This window comes from Streptomyces tritici, from assembly GCF_048500665.1.
GTDB lineage: Bacteria > Actinomycetota > Actinomycetes > Streptomycetales > Streptomycetaceae > Streptomyces > Streptomyces tritici.
The window spans coordinates 5678845-5694699 of the sequence record NZ_CP183183.1 but is presented as its reverse complement, the minus strand read 5'-3'; the positions used below and the strand labels follow the sequence as shown (position 1 = coordinate 5694699).

Genomic DNA, 15855 nt, shown 5'->3' with positions numbered 1-15855 from the left:
GTTGCGGCTCATGAGGCTCAGGGGGTGTACAGCGGTCCGCGTGCCGAGGGGGAACACGTACGGGGTGGAACAGGTGGTGCGGGCATGGGGGGTGACCGTCCGGGGAGCGCCGTACCGCGAGCGGTACGGACGCCCCCCGTCCGGCTGCCACGGACCCCGCTCGGGACCGTGGCAGACCGGTCGAGGGCCGTCCCCCTCGACCGGACTCTTCCTCCGCGTCCGGCGTGCGGCCGCGGAAATCCTGGGTACTGCGCGGGCGCCGCGCCCGGCCCGGGAACGGGGCCGGCCGTGCGCCGCCGGATCAGCCCTGGGCGGCGATCCGGGCGAGGCGACGGGCCTCGGCGCGCGTGTCGCGGGCGAGCTGTTCCTCGTCCGCGTACAGCAGCCGGCTGTTCTCGACGATCTGCCGGCCGTTCACGAACGAGGCCGTGACCGGGGCGGCGGCGCCGAGCACCAGCGCGCAGACCGGGTCGGCGATCGAGGAGTGGGCGAGCCCGTCGACCTTCCAGAGCACGAGGTCGGCCAGCTTGCCCGGCTCCAGGGAGCCGATGCTGTCGGCGCGGCCGAGGACCTGCGCACCGCCGAAGGTGCCGAGGCGCAGGGCCTGGCGGGCGGTGAGCGCGGCCTCGCGGTGCCCGCCGAGGCGGTTGATCAGGAGCGCGTTGCGCAGTTCGGTGTGCAGTTCGCCGGACTCGTTGGACGCGGTGCCGTCGACGCCGAGGCCGACCGGGACGCCGGCCCGGAGCAGGTCCGGGACGCGGGCGATGCCGGCGGCGAGGCGGGCGTTCGACGAGGGACAGTGCGCCACGCCGGTCCGGGTCCGGGCGAAGGCGGCGATGTCGGAGTCGTTCATGTGGACGCAGTGCGCCATCCACACGTCCTCGCCGAGGAAGCCGGTGGACTCGAAGTAGTCCGTCGGGCCCATGCCGAACAGCTCGTGGCAGAACTTCTCCTCCTCCACGGTCTCCGATCCGTGGGTGTGCAGGCGCACCCCGAGCCGGCGGGCGAGGGCGGCGCCCTCGCGGAGCAGCTCGGTGGAGACGGAGAACGGGGAGCAGGGGGCCACCGCGATCTGCGTCATCGAGTCGAACGAGGCGTCGTGGTGCGTCCACACCGTCTCCTCGGTCGCGGCGAGCGCGCCCTCGGTGGTCTCCACGGCGAAGTCCGGCGGCAGCCCGCCGTCCTTCTCGCTGCGGTCCATGGAGCCGCGGGCGAGGGTGAAGCGGACGCCCATGTCGCGGGCCGCGCCGATGACGGCGGCGGACAGGTCGCCGCAGCCCTTCGGGTACACGTAGTGGTGGTCCATGGCGGTGGTGACGCCGCCGCGGGCCATCATCGCGAGCGAGCCCTGCGCGGCGACCCGGACCATCGACTCGTCGATCCGCGCCCACGTCGGGTAGAGGGCGACGAGCCAGTCGAACAGGTTGTGGTCGGTGGCCAGTCCGCGGGTGAGCCACTGGTAGAAGTGGTGGTGGGTGTTGACCAGTCCGGGTGTGACCAGGTGTCCGGTGGCGTCGATCCGGCGGACGACGTTCTCCAGGCCCTCGGGGGCCCGGCCTGCTCCGAGGGACTCGATCCGGTTGCCGGCGACGACGAGGTGGCCGGTGGCGTACTCGGTGTCGTGGGCGTCGACCGTGGCGATCGCCGCGTTCTCGATGACGATGCGCCGGGGGGCTGCCGAAGGTGTTGCCATGGCGGGGCTTCCTTCATTCCGGGGGGTCGGAGTGGGCACGGCAGGACCCTAGGAGGATGTGAGTGCCGGGACCGCGGGACGGCTCCGGGTGCCGAGGTGGTGGAAGAACAGGTTGAGTGTGACCGCGACGAGCGCGCCGGCGCTGATGCCGGAGCCGAGCACGGTCTGCGCCCAGGCGGGGAACTGGGCGTAGAACGTGGGCGCGGCGAGCGGGATGATGCCCGCGCCGAGCGCGACGGCCACGAGGATGATGTTGGAGCTGTCGTCCAGGCCGGCTTCCGACAGGGTGCGGATGCCGGAGACCGCGATCGAGCCGAAGAGGACGATGCCGGCGCCGCCGAGGACGGGCATCGGGACCAGCGAGACGACCGCGCCGAGCACGGGGAAGGCGCCGAGGACGAGCAGCGCTCCGCCGGCGGCCGCGACGACGTAGCGGGAGCGGACGCGGGTGAGCGAGACGACGCCGACGTTCTGCGCGAAGGCCGAGGTGGGGAAGCCGCCGAACACCGGGCCGAGCAGGGTGGCGATGCCGTCGGTGCGCAGGCCGCGGGTGATGGTGCGGCCGTCGCTGCGCCGCTCGCAGATCTCGCCGAGGGCGAGCATCCCGGCGCTGGACTCGGTCATCAGCACCAGCATCACGATGCACAGGGAGAGGATCGCGGCGGGCTGGAACTCGGGGGCGCCGAAGGCGAAGGGCGTGGGCAGCGCGGCGACGGGGGCCTCGCGCAGGGCGGTGAAGTCGGCCATCCCGAAGGGGATCGCGGCGAGCGTGCCGAGGAACAGGCCGAGGAGCAGGGCGATCTGCTTGACGAAGCCCTTGCCGAAGCGCTGGAAGAACAGGATGACGACGAGGGTGAACGCGGCCAGGGCCAGGTACTTCATGGCGCCGAAGTCGGCGGCGTCCTGGTCGCCGCCCTGGGCCCAGCTCACCGGTACGGGCATCAGGGTCACGCCGATGAGGGTGATCACGACGCCGGTGACGAGCGGCGGGAAGAAGCGCAGGAGCCGGCCGAAGAACGGGCCGACGGCGAGGCAGAACGCTCCGGCGACCATCACCGCGCCGTAGATGGCGGGGAGTTGGTGTCCGGGGGCGGTGGTCTCGGCGATGGCGAGCATCGGTGCGATGCCCGCGGAGGAGGCCGCGTTGACGAAGGGCAGCCGGTTGCCGGCGAAGCGGCCGGCGCCGATGGTCTGCAGGATCGTGGCACAGCCGGCGATGAGCAGACTCGCCGCGATGAGCCGGGTCATGCCGGCGGCGTCCAGGCCGACCGCCTGGCCGATGATGAGCGGAGGGGTGACGACGCCCGCGTACATGGCGGCGATGTGCTGGAGTGCCGCGGGGACGAGCCGCGAGGCGGGGAGCTTTTCATCCACCGGGTGGACGGACGGGTTCACGCTGTCCGGTGGGGTGGAACACGGGCCTTCGGCGGTTGCCGGCCCCTTTGCAGGCTGTGCCATGGGTTCCCTCCGGTGCGGCGGGCCCCGCCCGACTGCGGGCGGGCGGGGTCCGCTGCTCGGTGCCGCTTTAGAGGTTGGTCATGTCGACCGGGATGTGCGCCGTGGCGCCGTCGCGCAGCACGGTGGCCTCGATCAGGCCGTACGGGCGGTCCGCGGCGAAGTAGACCTCGTTGTCGTTCTTCAGGCCGAACGGCTCGAGGTCGACGAGGAAGTGGTGCTTGTTCGGGAGCGAGAAGCGCACCTCGTCGATCTCCGCGCGGTGGTTGATGATCCGCGTGGCCATCTGGTACAGCGTCTGCTGCAGGGAGAGCGAGTACGTCTCGGCGAAGGCCTGCAGCATGTGCTTCTTCGTCTCGGCGTAGGACTTCTCCCAGTTGGGCATCCGCTGCTCGTCGTCGGTCCAGTTGAACCGCCAGCGGCCGGAGACCTGGGTGGCCAGGATGCGGTCGTACGCCTCCTGGAGCGTCGTGTACTTGTCCTTGATGTAGCCCCAGAACTCCGAGTTGGTGGAGTTCATCACGACGAGGTCCTTGAGACCGGAGATGACCTGCCAGTTGCGGCCGTCGTAGGTGATCTCGGTGAGGCGGGTCTCCTGGCCCTGGCGGACGAAGGAGTGGGCCACCTCGTCGGCGCCGATGAAGCGGGAGTTGGCCTCGGAGGTGGCGATCCGCTCCCAGGCGTACTCCTCGATCCGGATCCGGGCCCGCTTGATGGGCTCCTGGCTGGTCACGAAGTGACGGGCCAGGTGGATGCCGAACTGCTCGGCCGACTCGATCCCGTACTCCTTGGCGAAGGCGTACACGGTGTTCTTCGTCGTGTCGGTGGGCAGGCAGTTGGCGTTGGAGCCGGTGAGGTGGACGTCGTCGAGGTCGCCGGAGAGGGAGACCGAGACGTTCAGGTCCTTGATGTGGTGGGTGGCGCCGTCCCGCGTGATCTTGACGACGCGGTTCTCTGCTTTGCCGTACTGGTTCTGGCCGAGAATCGTGGGCATGTCTGCTAGCTCCCTCGGTAAACGGAGTAGCCGAACGGGTTGAGCAGCAGCGGTACGTGGTAGTGCTCGCCCGGAACGACGGCGAACGTGATCGCCACCTCCGGGAAGAACGCACCGCTGTCCCGATTCGCGGGGGCGTCCTGCTGCGCCTCGGCTTGCTTGGCTTGCTTGCTCAGGAAGTACGCCTCGGTCTCGAAGTCGAGACGTACGTGGGTCGTCCCCTCCGGCAGGGCCGGCAGGTCCTTGCACCGTCCGTCGGCGTCGGTGGCGGAGCCGCCGAGCGCCGTCCATTCCTTGTCGGAGCCGGAGCGGGCCGACAGGGAGATCGCGACGCCCTCGGCGGGGCGGCCGATGCTGGTGTCCAGGATGTGCGTGGACACCGAGGCGGTCGTTGCCGTGCTCATCAGTTCTCTTCCTCCACGAGACGGGTCAGCCGGATGCGGTTGATCTTGCCCAGTTCGGTGCGGACGATCTCCCGCTCCTGCTCGGGCGTGTGCGTGATCCGCTCGCGGACCGCGTCACGCATCTCCTCGCCGGACCTGCCGGTGGCGCAGATGAGGAAGACATGACCGAACTTCTCCTGGTAGGCCAGGTTCAGTTCGAGCATCTCGGCCTTGAGCCGGTCGGAGGCGCCGGCCATCCCGCTCTGCTCGCGGGAGGAGGTCGGGTCCCCGGGCTTCGGACGACCGATCGGCGGGTGGCCCGCCATCGCCTCGGCCAGGTCGTCCGCGGTCAGTTCGGCCATGGCGGCGTCACTGGCGCGGAAGAGGTCTTCGGCGGTGGCGTACGGGCGCTGGGCGAGGAGCTTGCTCCCCCACGCCGAGCTGGAGCACACCTCGTGCAGGGCCGCGACGGCGTCGCTCTCCGCCGAGGTGTTGAACCGGTTGAGGCCCGGTGTCGTACCTGAAGTCACGGGAAAGCCTCCGTGGCTGTTTTTCGCTGTGCGTCGGACGGGCTGCGGATAGCTAACGCCCTCCGCAACAACACGTCAACACTTTGTTGAAAATCTGCTCGCACAGAAGCCGTCGTCCCGGCATGTGGACGACGGCTTGTGGCAGAACATGATCGACTAGTCGCTCTTGGGCGACTTTTCCCTGTTCAGGGCGGTCTCCCTGTTCAGGTAGTTGTAGACCGTGAACCGGCTGACGCCGAGCGCCCCGGCCACCGTCTCCACACCGTGCCGCACGGAGAAGGCACCGCGTGCCTCCAGGATGCGGACGACCTCCTGCTTGCTCTTGCGGTCCAGTTCGGCGAGCGGCTTGCCGTGCCGGCGCTCCATGGCCGCCAGGATGTGGTCCAGGGAGTCGGAGAGCTGCGGCAGCCGTACGGCGAGCACGTCCTCGCCCTCCCAGGACAGGACGACGTCGTCCGTCCCGGCCTGGTCCGGGCCCAGTATCTCCGCGCCCATCGCGTCGACCAGCGGTTTCACCGCCGCGATCAGGGGGTGTTCGGTCACCGGCCGCCCTCCTCGATCACGTTGACCTGGAGGGAGACCCGCGTGGCGCCGGCCTCCAGCGACCTGCGCAGCAGGGCGTCGACGGCGGTCAGCACCTGGTCGGCACCCCCTTCCGCCGTGTTGCCGAAGGGGCCGACGTCGACCGCGTCCAGCTCGGCCGACTGGATGACTTCACGGGCCACGACCGCGTGCGCCGGGGCCTCGTCGAGGTCGAACGGCTCGGTCGTGAACTCCACTCTCAAACGCACCATGGCACCACGCTACTGGCCGGGGCGCGGGAAGCGGCAGCCTCCCGGAGCCGTGACCTCGACCGAGACCTCGACCGAGACCTCGCACCTCAGGCCGTGGCCAGGGCCGTCGTGGGCGAGACGCGGGCCGCGCGCATCGCCGGGTACAGGCCCGCCACGGCGCCGATGACCAGGGTGCCGAGGGCCGCGCCCGCCACCGCCGTCGCGGGCAGGGCCAGCGGCCAGCCGCGGTGCTGGGCGTACCCGGCGGTGATCGCCAGGCCGAGCAGGGCGCCGCCGCAGCCGCCGAGTCCGGAGAGCACCAGCGACTCCGTGAAGAACTGGTTCCGCACCTGCCCGCGGGTGGCACCCAGTGCCCTGCGCAGTCCGATCTCGCCGCGGCGCTCCAGGACGGCGATGACCATGGTGTTGGCCACGCCGATCCCGCCGACCAGCAGCGCCACCGCCCCGATGCCGAGGAGCAGTCCGGTGAACGCCTCGTCCGCCGCGAGCTTCGCGGCGAGCGCGTCCGAGGGGCGGTCCACCCGCACCGCGTCCGGCTGCTCCGGGTTGACGGTGCGGGCCAGGACCGCGCGTACGTCGGCGACCGCGTGCTCCTCGGCGCGCAGGTACAGCGCGGTGGGCCGGCCGTCGAACTCCAGGTTCCGCCGGGCGGCCTCGAAGCCGACGAGCACCGCGCTGTTCAGCTCGGGCGCGAGCACCGAGGGCTCCAGGACGCCGACGACGGTGAACTGCCGGCCGCCGACCAGGATCTGGAAGCCCGGCTCGGGCCGGATCACGCCCAGCCGGCGGGCCGCCGCGGACCCCAGCACCACGGCCGGGTAGCGGCCCGTGGCCCGGTTGAGCCACGCGCCCTGCGCGGGACGCACGCCCAGGGTGACGAGCAGATCGGGCTGGACCGCGAACACCTCCAGGGCGTTGGTCTCCTGCTTCGGGATGAGCTCGGAGCGGTAGACCTTGGCGTCGAGGGCGGCCACGGCGCTGGCGTCGGTGACCGGCGGGACGCGCCGGACCATGCCGGTGACCTGCGGCGGCAGCGCGGTCCGCTGCCCGGTCAGGGACTCCCCCGCCTCCACGCGCAGCAGGTTGGTGCCGAGGGTGTCGAGGGTGGCCTGCAGCTCGGCGCGGCTGGAGGTGGAGATCCCGAGGACGGCGACCATCGCCGCGATCCCGATGGAGATCCCGGCGGCCGACAGCACCGCGCGCATCGGCTTGGCCCGCAGCCCGGACAGACTCAGCCGCAGCATGTCCACCGCCCGCAGCCGGGCCGGCCGGAGCGTCGGAAGGGGGGCGCTCATCGGGGGTCCTCCTCGACGGGGCGGTGGCGGCCGTCGCCTGGGGGTGTGCGACGGCCGCCGGACTGGGGGGCGGTGACGCCCGGGGCGCCGTCGGCGGCGCGCGCGGCTCTCCCGGGTGTGCCGGGGAGGGGTGCGGCTTCCCGCTCGTCGGTGACGAGGGCGCCGTCGCGCATGGTCACGCGGCGCGGGAGGCGGGCCGCGAGCTCGGTGTCGTGGGTGATGACCACGACGGTCGTGCCGTCCGCGTGGAGTTCGCGGAGCAGCTCGACCACGGCCGCCCCGGAGGCGGTGTCGAGGGAGCCCGTGGGCTCGTCGGCCAGCAGCAGGCTCGGCCGGCCGGCCACCGCGCGGGCCAGCGCGACCCGCTGGCGCTCGCCGCCGGAGAGCTCGTGGGGCCGGTGCGTGAGCCGGTGGCCGAGCCCGACCCGGCGCAGTCCCTCCGTGGCGGCGGCGATCCGGTCGCGCCGGGAGAGGCCGGTGTAGAGCAGGCCCTCCGCCACGTTGCCGACCGCGCTGACCCCGGGCGTGAGGAAGAACTGCTGGAAGACGAAGCCGATGTGCTCGGCGCGCAGCGCCGACAGCTCCCGGTCGGAGAGCCGGTCCACGTCGTAGCCGGCGATCCGCACCCGTCCCGACGACGGCCGGTCGAGGGTGCCGATCAGGTTCAGCAGCGTGGACTTCCCCGAGCCGGACGGGCCCACCACGGCGACCAGCTCGCCGCGCCCGATCCGCAGCGACACCTCGCGGACCGCGTGGACGGGCGGGCTGCCCGGGTACGTGCGGGTCACGCCCGCGAGCTCGACGACGGCGCGGCCGTCCGCGTCCGTCCCGGCGGGCGCCCCGGCGGACGCCGTGGCGGTCACCTCACTGATCACGTTCACAGCGCCGGAATCCCCACCTTCAGTCCCTCGGTGACGCCCGCGCCGGACACCTCGACCCGGCCGCCGCTGAACAGCCCCGCGGTGACCGGCAGGATCCGGGTCGACCCGTCGGCCGCGACGACCTGGACGCCGTACCCGCCCTCGCGCAGCGCGAGCAGCGCGGCGACCGGCACGGACAGCACCCCGCGCCGCCGCTCGCTCTCGGCCCGGACCCGCACGGGCGCGTACGTGAGCGTGCCGGCGGCCTTCTGGTCGAGCAGCGCGATCCGCACGGTCACGGTCCGGTCGCCGCCCTTGGTGTCGCCGCCGCCGTCCCCGCCGTCTCCCCCGTTCCCGTCGCCGTCGCCACCGCCGCCGTCCCCGCCGTCGCCGTCGCCTCCGACGACCGTGCCGACGGTGGTGACCTTGCCGGGCACCGGTGCGTCGCGGCCGGGCAGGAGCACCTCCACCCGCTTGCCCGCGGTGAGCAGCTGCTGCTGCGCCATCGTGGCCTTGACCGTCACCGAGCGCTCGGCGCTGGTGGTGGCCAGGACGGGGCTGCCGTTCTGCGCCTCGGTGCCGGGCCGGCGTTCGGGCGCCCCGGCGCGTACCGCCTGCGGGGCGAACAGCACGCGGCCGAGCTCCAGCTCGCCGGTCCTCGGCAGTCCGAGGTCCTTCTGCCAGCGCTTGACGGCCGCGGCGGTACGGGCGGTGAACTCCTCGTCGACGTCGAAGCCCGTGTAGCCGAGGGCGGCGAGGTTCCGCTCCAGCTGCTCGACGTCGCCGCCGTCGTCCATGCCCTCCTCGAAGGCGCGGTACGGCGGGACCTCGCCGTACAGCAGGACGACGGGCTTCTCGTCGAGCCGGTACAGGACGGCCCCGCGCGCCACCTGCGTGCCCGGCTCCGGGAGCCAGGTCACCGTGCCGGCCAGCCGGTTCGGCAGGAAGACCTCGTCGCCGTACCGGAGCGTGCCGTCCAGGGTGTCCGAGGCGGTGAGGTCGCCGCGGGTGACCGGCGCGGTGGCCGGGGGCGGCGGCCCGCCGGCCGGCGCCTCCTCGCCGCCCCGGGCGGCGAGGGCCACGGCCCCGGCCGTGGCGACGGCGGCGACGGCCACGCAGGACGCGAGCAGCACCCGGGCCCGCCGCGACCGGCGCCCGGCGCCCTCGCCCGCACCGGCCGCGTCCGTGCCGGTCCGATCCATACCGGCCGCCTGCACACCGGCCGCGTCCGCACCGCCCGCTTCGCCCGGCGGCGCTGCCGAGGTCTCCGTCACGGTCACTGCCCGCCCTGCCCCGGGACCGGTCCGGCCTCCTGGTAGCACGCGCGGGTCGCGGTCTCGTGCTTCTTCTCCTGGCCGGGCTTGATGCTGCCCATCTCGAAGCCCTTGGCGCGCATGCACGCCTCGACCTTGAGCCGCCAGGTCTTCTGCTCCTCGCTCTCGCCTCCGTCGGCCGCCCCGCCACCGCTGCCGCCCTGGTCGGTGAACTGCCGGCACGCCTTCTGAGCCTTGTCGATCTTGGCCTGGTCCTGGGTCTCGGTGACCTGGATGGACACGTTGCCGTTGCTCTGCGGGTCGTCGACCTTCAGTCCGTTCTCGCGCAGACAGCGGACGAACTTCAGCGCGTCGGCGTCGGGCTCCCCGGAGCCGGGGGCCTGCTGGGCGTTCTCGCTCGCGGTCGGCTTGCCGCCGCCGGTCGGCACCCCGGACTTCCCGTCGTCGCCGCAGCCGGCCAGCAGGCCGGCCGAGAGCAGGACGCCGACGGAGGTCAGCACCAGGCGGTTTAACGGCTGCAGCTTCAACGTCGTCTCCCTTGTCGCACACTTCTGAATTCCGCACCGGTGGTGCGCGAGATCATGATTGCCAAGGGCCGGCGAGACGCCGATGAGAGCTTTATGAGAAATGGATGAGAACGAGCGGCGCCGGGCACTGCCGGTCACACAATACGAAGAGGTCGAATTCGTGGACCGTCCGGACGGTCCACGAATTCGACCCGGTTGCGCCGGTCGCCCTCACGGGCGGCTGGTTCAGCCGCCGATCGAGCCGCCCCAGATGGCGTTGGTGCCGTACGGGCAGCTCAGGGTGTGGTTCCAGGTGCCGTAGTAGTAGGTGCCGAAGGTGTACCGGTACCCGTTGGAGCAGTCCACGTAGACGCGGTAGCCGTTGCCGGAGCAGGTCATGTAGAAGTACCGACCCGACGTGCGGCCGTTCCAGCAGTTGGCCTGGGCGCTGATCTCGCCCTGGGCCGCCGCCGGCGCGCCGAGGGACTTGTCGAGCGACTTGCCGACGGCCACGCCGGACGTGACCTCGCCCTGCGCGGACCGTGCGACCGCGGTCGCCTGGCCGCCCGGGGCGGCCTGCGCGGAGGGCGCCATCGCCACGGTGGAACCGAGCGCCAGCAGGGCGCTCGCGCCGGCGACGGCCAGGCTCTTGCGCATGCTCATTTCTCCCCCAATTCTTGTCCGAATGGTTCGGACCTTTTTTCCCGCCGACTCAGCGGGCACCGCGATTCTTCCCAGCACGTGAAGAGCATGTCAATTCTCACCGGGCTTTCATGATCGCGGCCTGCACGGCGAATCGGCCATTCCGCGGAAAAGTCTCCGCCCGGGCCCGGCCGATTCCGTCGGCGCATATGCGCCGGTCATCCGGCGGGGCGGAATAAGTTGAGCTGTGTATTCCCTGTGGATCTTCCCCGATTACCGGACATTGGCGAAGTCCTTCACCTTCCGACCGGTCGGTCGGCCCCGCCGGAGCGGGTCCGGCCGACGGACCCCCCTTGACACCCCGCCGCCCACCCGTGCAACATTCCGTCAGACAGAAAGTTACTTCCGCAATACGGAAGGAGCGCCGCCCCTCATGGGATACACGGACCAGCGCTTCGATGTGAACCTGTCGATCCTCTTCACGGAACTCCCGCTCCTGGAGCGCCCCGCGGCCGCCGCCGCGGCGGGCTTCACGGCGGTCGAGCTGTGGTGGCCCTGGATCGACACCGCCACCCCCGAGCAGAGCGAGCTCGACGCCCTGAAGAAGGCGCTCGAGGACGCCGGCACCCAGCTCGTGGGCCTGAACTTCTACGCCGGCCAACTGCCCGGCCCGGACCGCGGCGCCCTCTCCGTACCCGGTGAGGAGTCGGACCGGTTCCGCGCCAACATCGACGTGGCCGCGGACTTCGCCGCCTCGGTCGGCTGCAAGGCGCTCAACGCGCTCTACGGCAACCGCGTCGAGGGCGTGGACCCGCAGGTCCAGGACTCCCTGGCCCTGGAGAACCTGGTCCTGGCCGCCCGCGCGGCCGACCGGGTCGGTGCGATCCTCCTCGTCGAGACCCTCAACAAGCCGGAGTCGCCGCTCTACCCGCTGGTGAGCGCGCCCGCCGCGATCGAGGTCGTCGACAAGGTGAACGCGGCCACCGGTCTCGGCAACGCCAAGTTCCTCCTCGACATCTACCACCTGTCGATGAACGGCGAGGACGTCAGCCAGGTCATCACGCGGTACGCGGAGAAGACCGGCCACGTCCAGATCGCGGACAACCCGGGCCGCGGCGCGCCGGGCACCGGCTCGCTCCCGCTGGAGCAGCTGCTCGACGAGCTCAAGAAGGCCGGTTACGACGGCTGGGTCGGCCTGGAGTACAAGGCCGCCGACGCCGCCGCCTCCTTCGACTGGCTGCCGGCCGAGGCCCGCGCGGCCCGCTGAGCCGCGGCCCGCCGAGCCCCGAACTTCCTCCCGTACCACCTGTTTTTGAGAGGCACCCTCCCCATGAGCAATCTCCCCAAGATCGCGTGGATCGGCCTCGGCATCATGGGCTCACCCATGTCCGAGAACCTGATCAAGGCCGGCTACGACGTCACCGGCTTCACCCTCGAGCAGGACAAGCTGGACCGTCTGGCCGCGGCCGGCGGCACCGCCGCGGGCTCGATCGCCGAGGCCGTCAAGGACGCCGACGTGGTCGTCACGATGGTGCCGGCCTCCCCGCAGGTCGAGGCGATCGCCTACGGCCCCGAGGGCATCCTGGAGAACGCCAAGCAGGGCGCGCTGGTCATCGACATGTCGTCGATCACCCCGCAGACCTCGGTCGACCTGGCGAAGAACGCCGCCGAGAAGGGCATCCGCGTCATCGACGCCCCGGTGTCCGGCGGCGAGGCGGGCGCCATCGAGGCCGTCCTGTCCATCATGGTCGGCGGCGAGCAGGCCGACTTCGACGAGGCCAAGCCGATCCTCGAGGCCCTCGGCAAGACCATCGTGCTCTGCGGCCCGCACGGCTCCGGCCAGACGGTGAAGGCCGCCAACCAGCTGATCGTCGCGGTCAACATCCAGGCGTGCGCCGAGGCCGTGGTCTTCCTGGAGAAGTCCGGCGTGGACCTCACCGCCGCCCTGGACGTCCTCAACGGCGGTCTGGCCGGCTCGACCGTGCTGACCCGCAAGAAGGACAACTTCCTGAACCGGGACTTCAAGCCCGGCTTCCGGATCGACCTGCACCACAAGGACATGGGCATCGTCACCGACGCCGCCCGCAACGTCGGCGCGGCCCTCCCGGTCGGCGCCGTGGTCGCCCAGCTCGTCGCCTCCCTGCGCGCCCAGGGCGACGGCGGCCTGGACCACTCGGCCCTGCTGCGCGCCGTCGAGCGCCTCTCCGGCCGGCAGGTCTGACCCGACGCCCCGGCACGGGGCCCAGATTTCCGGTCGGCGGCGGCGCTGACAACCTGTCCTGTCGCGCCCAGGCGCCGCCGCCGTCCGGAACACCCTCCTTCAATTTCAACAAACTGTTGACGTCTGTTCGACGGCGTACTTAGGCTCCTCGCACCGTCTCCCCACGTCAGCAGAGTCCCGTACGGAAGGTCGACCCGACAAAATGCCTCAGCGCGTGCTCACGACCGAGTCCGGCGCCCCGGTCGCCGACAACCAGAACTCCGCCACCGCCGGCGTCGGTGGCCCCCTCCTCCTGCAGGACCAGCACCTGCTGGAGAAGCTCGCGCGCTTCAACCGGGAGCGGATCCCGGAGCGTGTCGTGCACGCCCGCGGCTCCGGCGCGTACGGGTACTTCGAGGTGACCGACGACGTCACCGCCTACACGAAGGCGAACTTCCTCGGCGAGGTCGGCAAGAAGACCGAGCTGTTCATCCGCTTCTCCACCGTGGCCGACTCGCTCGGCGGCGCGGACGCGGTCCGCGACCCGCGCGGCTTCGCGGTGAAGTTCTACACCGAAGAGGGCAACTACGACCTCGTCGGCAACAACACCCCGGTGTTCTTCATCAAGGACCCGATCAAGTTCCCCGACTTCATCCACTCCCAGAAGCGCGACCCGTTCACGGGCCGTCAGGAGCCGGACAACGTCTGGGACTTCTGGGCCCACGCCCCCGAGGCCACCCACCAGATCACCTGGCTCATGGGCGACCGCGGCATCCCGGCCTCGTACCGGCACATGAACGGCTACGGCTCGCACACCTACCAGTGGACCAACGAGGCGGGCGAGGCCTTCTTCGTCAAGTACCACTTCAAGACGAACCAGGGCATCCGCTCGCTCTCCGCCGAGCAGGCCGCCGAGGTCGTCGGCAGCGACCCGACCTCGCACCAGACCGACCTGCTCCAGTCGATCGAGCGGGGCGTGTACCCCTCCTGGACCCTCTACGTCCAGATCATGCCGGCCGCCGAGGCCGCCGACTACCGCTTCAACCCGTTCGACCTCACCAAGGTGTGGCCGCACGCCGACTACCCGCTGCAGCGCGTCGGCCGGATGGTCCTCGACCGCAACCCGGACAACGTCTTCGCCGAGGTCGAGCAGGCCGCGTTCTCCCCGAACAACTTCGTCCCGGGCATCGGCCCGTCGCCGGACAAGATGCTCCAGGGCCGCCTGTTCGCCTACGCGGACGCCCACCGCTACCGCCTCGGCGTCAACCACACCCAGCTGCCGGTGAACGCTCCGAAGGCGGCCGTGGCCGACAACTACGGCCGGGACGGCTTCATGGCCACCCGCAACGGCTCGCGCCACGACAAGAACTACGAGCCCAACTCGTACCAGGGCCCGGCCCAGACCGACGCGCCGCTCTCCGCGCCGCTCGCGATCCACGGCTGGACCGGCACCCACGCCGCCCCGCAGCACGCCAAGGACGACGACTTCTTCCAGGCGGGCGAGCTGTACCGGCTGATGTCGGAGGACGAGAAGAAGCGCCTGGTGGCCAACATCGCCGGCAGCCTCTCGCAGGTCTCGCGCGACGACGTCATCGAGAAGAACCTCGCGCACTTCGCCGCCGCCGACGCGGACTACGGCAAGCGCGTGGAGGAGGCGGTCCGCGCCCTGCGCGACTGACCGCCCGCTCCCAGGAGCGATTCAAGGACCGCGTACGGGACCTGACGGGAGGTCGGTTCCGTACGCAGTCCGGATCCCGGCCCGGATGAGGGGTGGCCGGGATCCGGACGGCTTGAGGACCGCGGCGGCGACGAGCCAGTGCGGTGGTAAGGGCCCACCGGCCCCTTCTTGACCTGAAGGAAGGGGCACCGGGGAGCCCGTCGCCGCCGCCGCGGTCCCAGCACCTCCCCCACCCGAGCCGCACGGCTCCTACGACTCCGCCCGGCGGCGCGAACGTCCTGTCGCGCCAGCCTCGCTCCGTCGGGCGGTCACCAGCGAGAGCGCGGAACCAGGTTTACGGTCCCTGGTTCCGCGCTCTTCCTCGTTCCCGGAACCGCGCCCGTCCGCCCGGCCCGCGTACGCGAGCGCGGCCGTGACCAGCAGCGACAGCCCGGCCAGCAGGGCCATCGCCGTCGGCGTCGACGTCCGCTGCGCCAGCACGCCCGCCAGCGCGGCGCTCACGCCCTGCAGGGTCAGCATCCCCGAGGAGTGCAGCCCCAGCGCCTGCCCGCTCAGTTCGTCCGGCGTCAGGGCCATCAGCCGCTCCTGGAACAGCAGGCTCGCCCCGTACCCGACCGTGGCCACCGCCACCGCCACCGCGGCCACCGGCAGCGGCGGGCCGAACGCGAACAGCAGGAACGGGGCTGCGAGCAGCGCATGCAGGGGCGAGGCCAGCCGGCCCCGCCACCGTGCCGGCAGGAGGCGCCCCACCGTCACGTCGCCCGCCAGCATGCCGAGCGCCGCGCAGCCGAACAGCAGCGCCGCGTGCCCGGGGTCGTACGGCACGAACAGCGACTCGCAGCCCACGATCAGCCCGCTGGGCACCCACAGCGCGAGATAGGCGCGGCGGCGGGCGGGCAGGGACAGCAGCAGTCGGTTGACCCGCAGGCTCTCCGCGACCGACGGCCGGCCCGCCGCGCGGGGCGGGCGGCGCGAGAGCCCCAGACGGGCGCAGAGCGCGGCGCACGCGAACAGCGCGGCGCCGGTCACCAGGGCGCCGCGCGGGGAGAGCAGCGCCACGAGCAGCCCGCCCGCGCCGTAGCCGGCGATCTGGCAGACGCCGACCGCGATGTTGAGCAGCGAGCGGCCGAGCAGGTACCCCTCGCGGGTGAGGATGTCGTGGAGCAGCCCCATGCGCACCCCGCCGCCCACCGAGCCGATCAGTCCCTGGACGGACAGCACGGCGAAGACGGCCGCGACCGGCAGTCCCGGGATCGCCTGCAGGGCGGTGCCGAGCGCGAGGAGCAGGGCGACGCCCACGATGGCGGCCCGCGGCGGGAGCCGGTCGGCAGCGGACAACAGCGTGGTGGCGCCGACGACTTGGGCGAGCGACGGCCCGAACAGGGCGAGCGCGGACAGCAGCGGCGAGCCGGTGTCGCGGTAGACGAGCGTGGCAAGTCCCAGGCCCGCCACGGTCATCGCGGCGATCTGGGCGGTGAGCGTGAGGAAGAAGGGCGTGAACTCCGGTGTTCTGAACAGCTCGCGGTAGGTGCGCATGCGAGGGAGTCTGGG

16 protein-coding genes are annotated in these 15855 nt (G+C 71.9%); 3 read left to right on the top strand and 13 right to left on the bottom strand.

Annotated elements, in window-relative coordinates; all coding sequences use genetic code 11:
• Positions 1 to 301: 301 nt before the first annotated feature.
• The 12 genes from ACNJ93_RS26095 to ACNJ93_RS26040 all read right to left on the bottom strand — a co-directional run bounded on the left by ACNJ93_RS26095 (position 302) and on the right by ACNJ93_RS26040 (position 10441).
• Positions 302 to 1693, bottom strand: a complete 1392-nt coding sequence (locus ACNJ93_RS26095) for an 8-oxoguanine deaminase (protein WP_418959884.1) — start codon at positions 1691 to 1693, stop codon at positions 302 to 304.
• 48 nt (positions 1694 to 1741) lie between these two features.
• Positions 1742 to 3151, bottom strand: coding sequence for a nucleobase:cation symporter-2 family protein (locus ACNJ93_RS26090; RefSeq protein ID WP_418959883.1), 1410 nt, complete (start codon positions 3149 to 3151; stop codon positions 1742 to 1744).
• Between the two features lie 67 nt (positions 3152 to 3218).
• On the bottom strand, positions 3219 to 4142 hold the full coding sequence (gene pucL / locus ACNJ93_RS26085) for a factor-independent urate hydroxylase (RefSeq protein ID WP_418959882.1): 924 nt from the start codon (positions 4140 to 4142) through the stop codon (positions 3219 to 3221).
• A 5-nt stretch (positions 4143 to 4147) separates the two neighbouring features.
• On the bottom strand, positions 4148 to 4546 hold the full coding sequence (gene uraH, locus ACNJ93_RS26080; protein ID WP_418959881.1) for a hydroxyisourate hydrolase: 399 nt from the start codon (positions 4544 to 4546) through the stop codon (positions 4148 to 4150).
• On the bottom strand, positions 4546 to 5055 hold the full coding sequence (gene uraD, locus ACNJ93_RS26075; protein ID WP_418959880.1) for a 2-oxo-4-hydroxy-4-carboxy-5-ureidoimidazoline decarboxylase: 510 nt from the start codon (positions 5053 to 5055) through the stop codon (positions 4546 to 4548). Before uraD ends, uraH begins: the two co-directional genes overlap by 1 nt.
• 156 nt (positions 5056 to 5211) lie before the next feature.
• A complete protein-coding gene (locus tag ACNJ93_RS26070; protein ID WP_418961526.1) occupies positions 5212 to 5550 on the bottom strand; it encodes a helix-turn-helix domain-containing protein in 339 nt (112 codons plus the stop codon).
• A 44-nt stretch (positions 5551 to 5594) separates the two neighbouring features.
• The gene (locus tag ACNJ93_RS26065) at positions 5595 to 5846 is read right to left on the bottom strand and encodes a thiamine-binding protein (protein WP_418961525.1); all 252 of its coding nucleotides are present in this window, start codon (positions 5844 to 5846) and stop codon (positions 5595 to 5597) included.
• 89 nt (positions 5847 to 5935) lie between these two features.
• The gene (locus ACNJ93_RS26060) at positions 5936 to 7144 is read right to left on the bottom strand and encodes an ABC transporter permease (RefSeq protein ID WP_418959879.1); all 1209 of its coding nucleotides are present in this window, start codon (positions 7142 to 7144) and stop codon (positions 5936 to 5938) included.
• Positions 7141 to 8016 carry an ABC transporter ATP-binding protein gene (locus tag ACNJ93_RS26055; RefSeq protein ID WP_418961524.1) on the bottom strand — a complete coding sequence of 292 codons (876 nt, stop codon included), beginning with the start codon at positions 8014 to 8016 and terminating at the stop codon, positions 7141 to 7143. Before ACNJ93_RS26055 ends, ACNJ93_RS26060 begins: the two co-directional genes overlap by 4 nt.
• 5 nt (positions 8017 to 8021) lie before the next feature.
• Entirely contained in the window at positions 8022 to 9206 is a 1185-nt protein-coding gene (locus ACNJ93_RS26050) for a peptidoglycan-binding protein (RefSeq protein WP_418959878.1), read from the bottom strand.
• Between the two features lie 74 nt (positions 9207 to 9280).
• Positions 9281 to 9805, bottom strand: a complete 525-nt coding sequence (locus tag ACNJ93_RS26045; protein WP_418959877.1) for a hypothetical protein — start codon at positions 9803 to 9805, stop codon at positions 9281 to 9283.
• A 225-nt stretch (positions 9806 to 10030) separates the two neighbouring features.
• Positions 10031 to 10441, bottom strand: a complete 411-nt coding sequence (locus ACNJ93_RS26040; protein WP_418959876.1) for a hypothetical protein — start codon at positions 10439 to 10441, stop codon at positions 10031 to 10033.
• A 418-nt stretch (positions 10442 to 10859) separates the two neighbouring features.
• Here ACNJ93_RS26040 and ACNJ93_RS26035 point away from each other — a divergent pair, with 418 nt between their 5' ends.
• From ACNJ93_RS26035 to ACNJ93_RS26025, 3 genes are all read left to right on the top strand, one after another.
• On the top strand, positions 10860 to 11693 hold the full coding sequence (locus tag ACNJ93_RS26035; protein ID WP_418959875.1) for a TIM barrel protein: 834 nt from the start codon (positions 10860 to 10862) through the stop codon (positions 11691 to 11693).
• Positions 11694 to 11756: 63 nt separating this feature from the next.
• A complete protein-coding gene (locus tag ACNJ93_RS26030) occupies positions 11757 to 12647 on the top strand; it encodes a 2-hydroxy-3-oxopropionate reductase (RefSeq protein WP_418959874.1) in 891 nt (296 codons plus the stop codon).
• 202 nt (positions 12648 to 12849) lie between these two features.
• Entirely contained in the window at positions 12850 to 14304 is a 1455-nt protein-coding gene (locus ACNJ93_RS26025) for a catalase (RefSeq protein ID WP_418959873.1), read from the top strand.
• A gap of 249 nt (positions 14305 to 14553) precedes the next feature.
• Here ACNJ93_RS26025 and ACNJ93_RS26020 read toward each other — a convergent pair whose 3' ends face one another.
• Entirely contained in the window at positions 14554 to 15840 is a 1287-nt protein-coding gene (locus tag ACNJ93_RS26020) for an MFS transporter (protein WP_418959872.1), read from the bottom strand.
• Positions 15841 to 15855 lie beyond the last annotated feature (15 nt).

Excerpts from the sequence above, each read along its gene's own strand:
- ACNJ93_RS26040 (WP_418959876.1), bottom strand. The coding sequence starts at position 10,441 with ATGCGCAAGAGCCTGGCCGTCGCCGGCGCGAGCGCCCTGCTGGCGCTC.
- ACNJ93_RS26090 (WP_418959883.1), bottom strand. The coding sequence starts at position 3,151 with ATGGCACAGCCTGCAAAGGGGCCGGCAACCGCCGAAGGCCCGTGTTCC.
- ACNJ93_RS26025 (WP_418959873.1), top strand. The coding sequence starts at position 12,850 with ATGCCTCAGCGCGTGCTCACGACCGAGTCCGGCGCCCCGGTCGCCGAC.
- ACNJ93_RS26060 (WP_418959879.1), bottom strand. The coding sequence starts at position 7,144 with ATGAGCGCCCCCCTTCCGACGCTCCGGCCGGCCCGGCTGCGGGCGGTG.
- uraH (WP_418959881.1), bottom strand. The coding sequence starts at position 4,546 with ATGAGCACGGCAACGACCGCCTCGGTGTCCACGCACATCCTGGACACC.
- ACNJ93_RS26020 (WP_418959872.1), bottom strand. The coding sequence starts at position 15,840 with ATGCGCACCTACCGCGAGCTGTTCAGAACACCGGAGTTCACGCCCTTC.
- pucL (WP_418959882.1), bottom strand. The coding sequence starts at position 4,142 with ATGCCCACGATTCTCGGCCAGAACCAGTACGGCAAAGCAGAGAACCGC.
- ACNJ93_RS26030 (WP_418959874.1), top strand. The coding sequence starts at position 11,757 with ATGAGCAATCTCCCCAAGATCGCGTGGATCGGCCTCGGCATCATGGGC.
- ACNJ93_RS26095 (WP_418959884.1), bottom strand. The coding sequence starts at position 1,693 with ATGGCAACACCTTCGGCAGCCCCCCGGCGCATCGTCATCGAGAACGCG.
- ACNJ93_RS26070 (WP_418961526.1), bottom strand. The coding sequence starts at position 5,550 with ATGGGCGCGGAGATACTGGGCCCGGACCAGGCCGGGACGGACGACGTC.
- ACNJ93_RS26050 (WP_418959878.1), bottom strand. The coding sequence starts at position 9,206 with ATGGATCGGACCGGCACGGACGCGGCCGGTGCGGGCGAGGGCGCCGGG.
- ACNJ93_RS26035 (WP_418959875.1), top strand. The coding sequence starts at position 10,860 with ATGGGATACACGGACCAGCGCTTCGATGTGAACCTGTCGATCCTCTTC.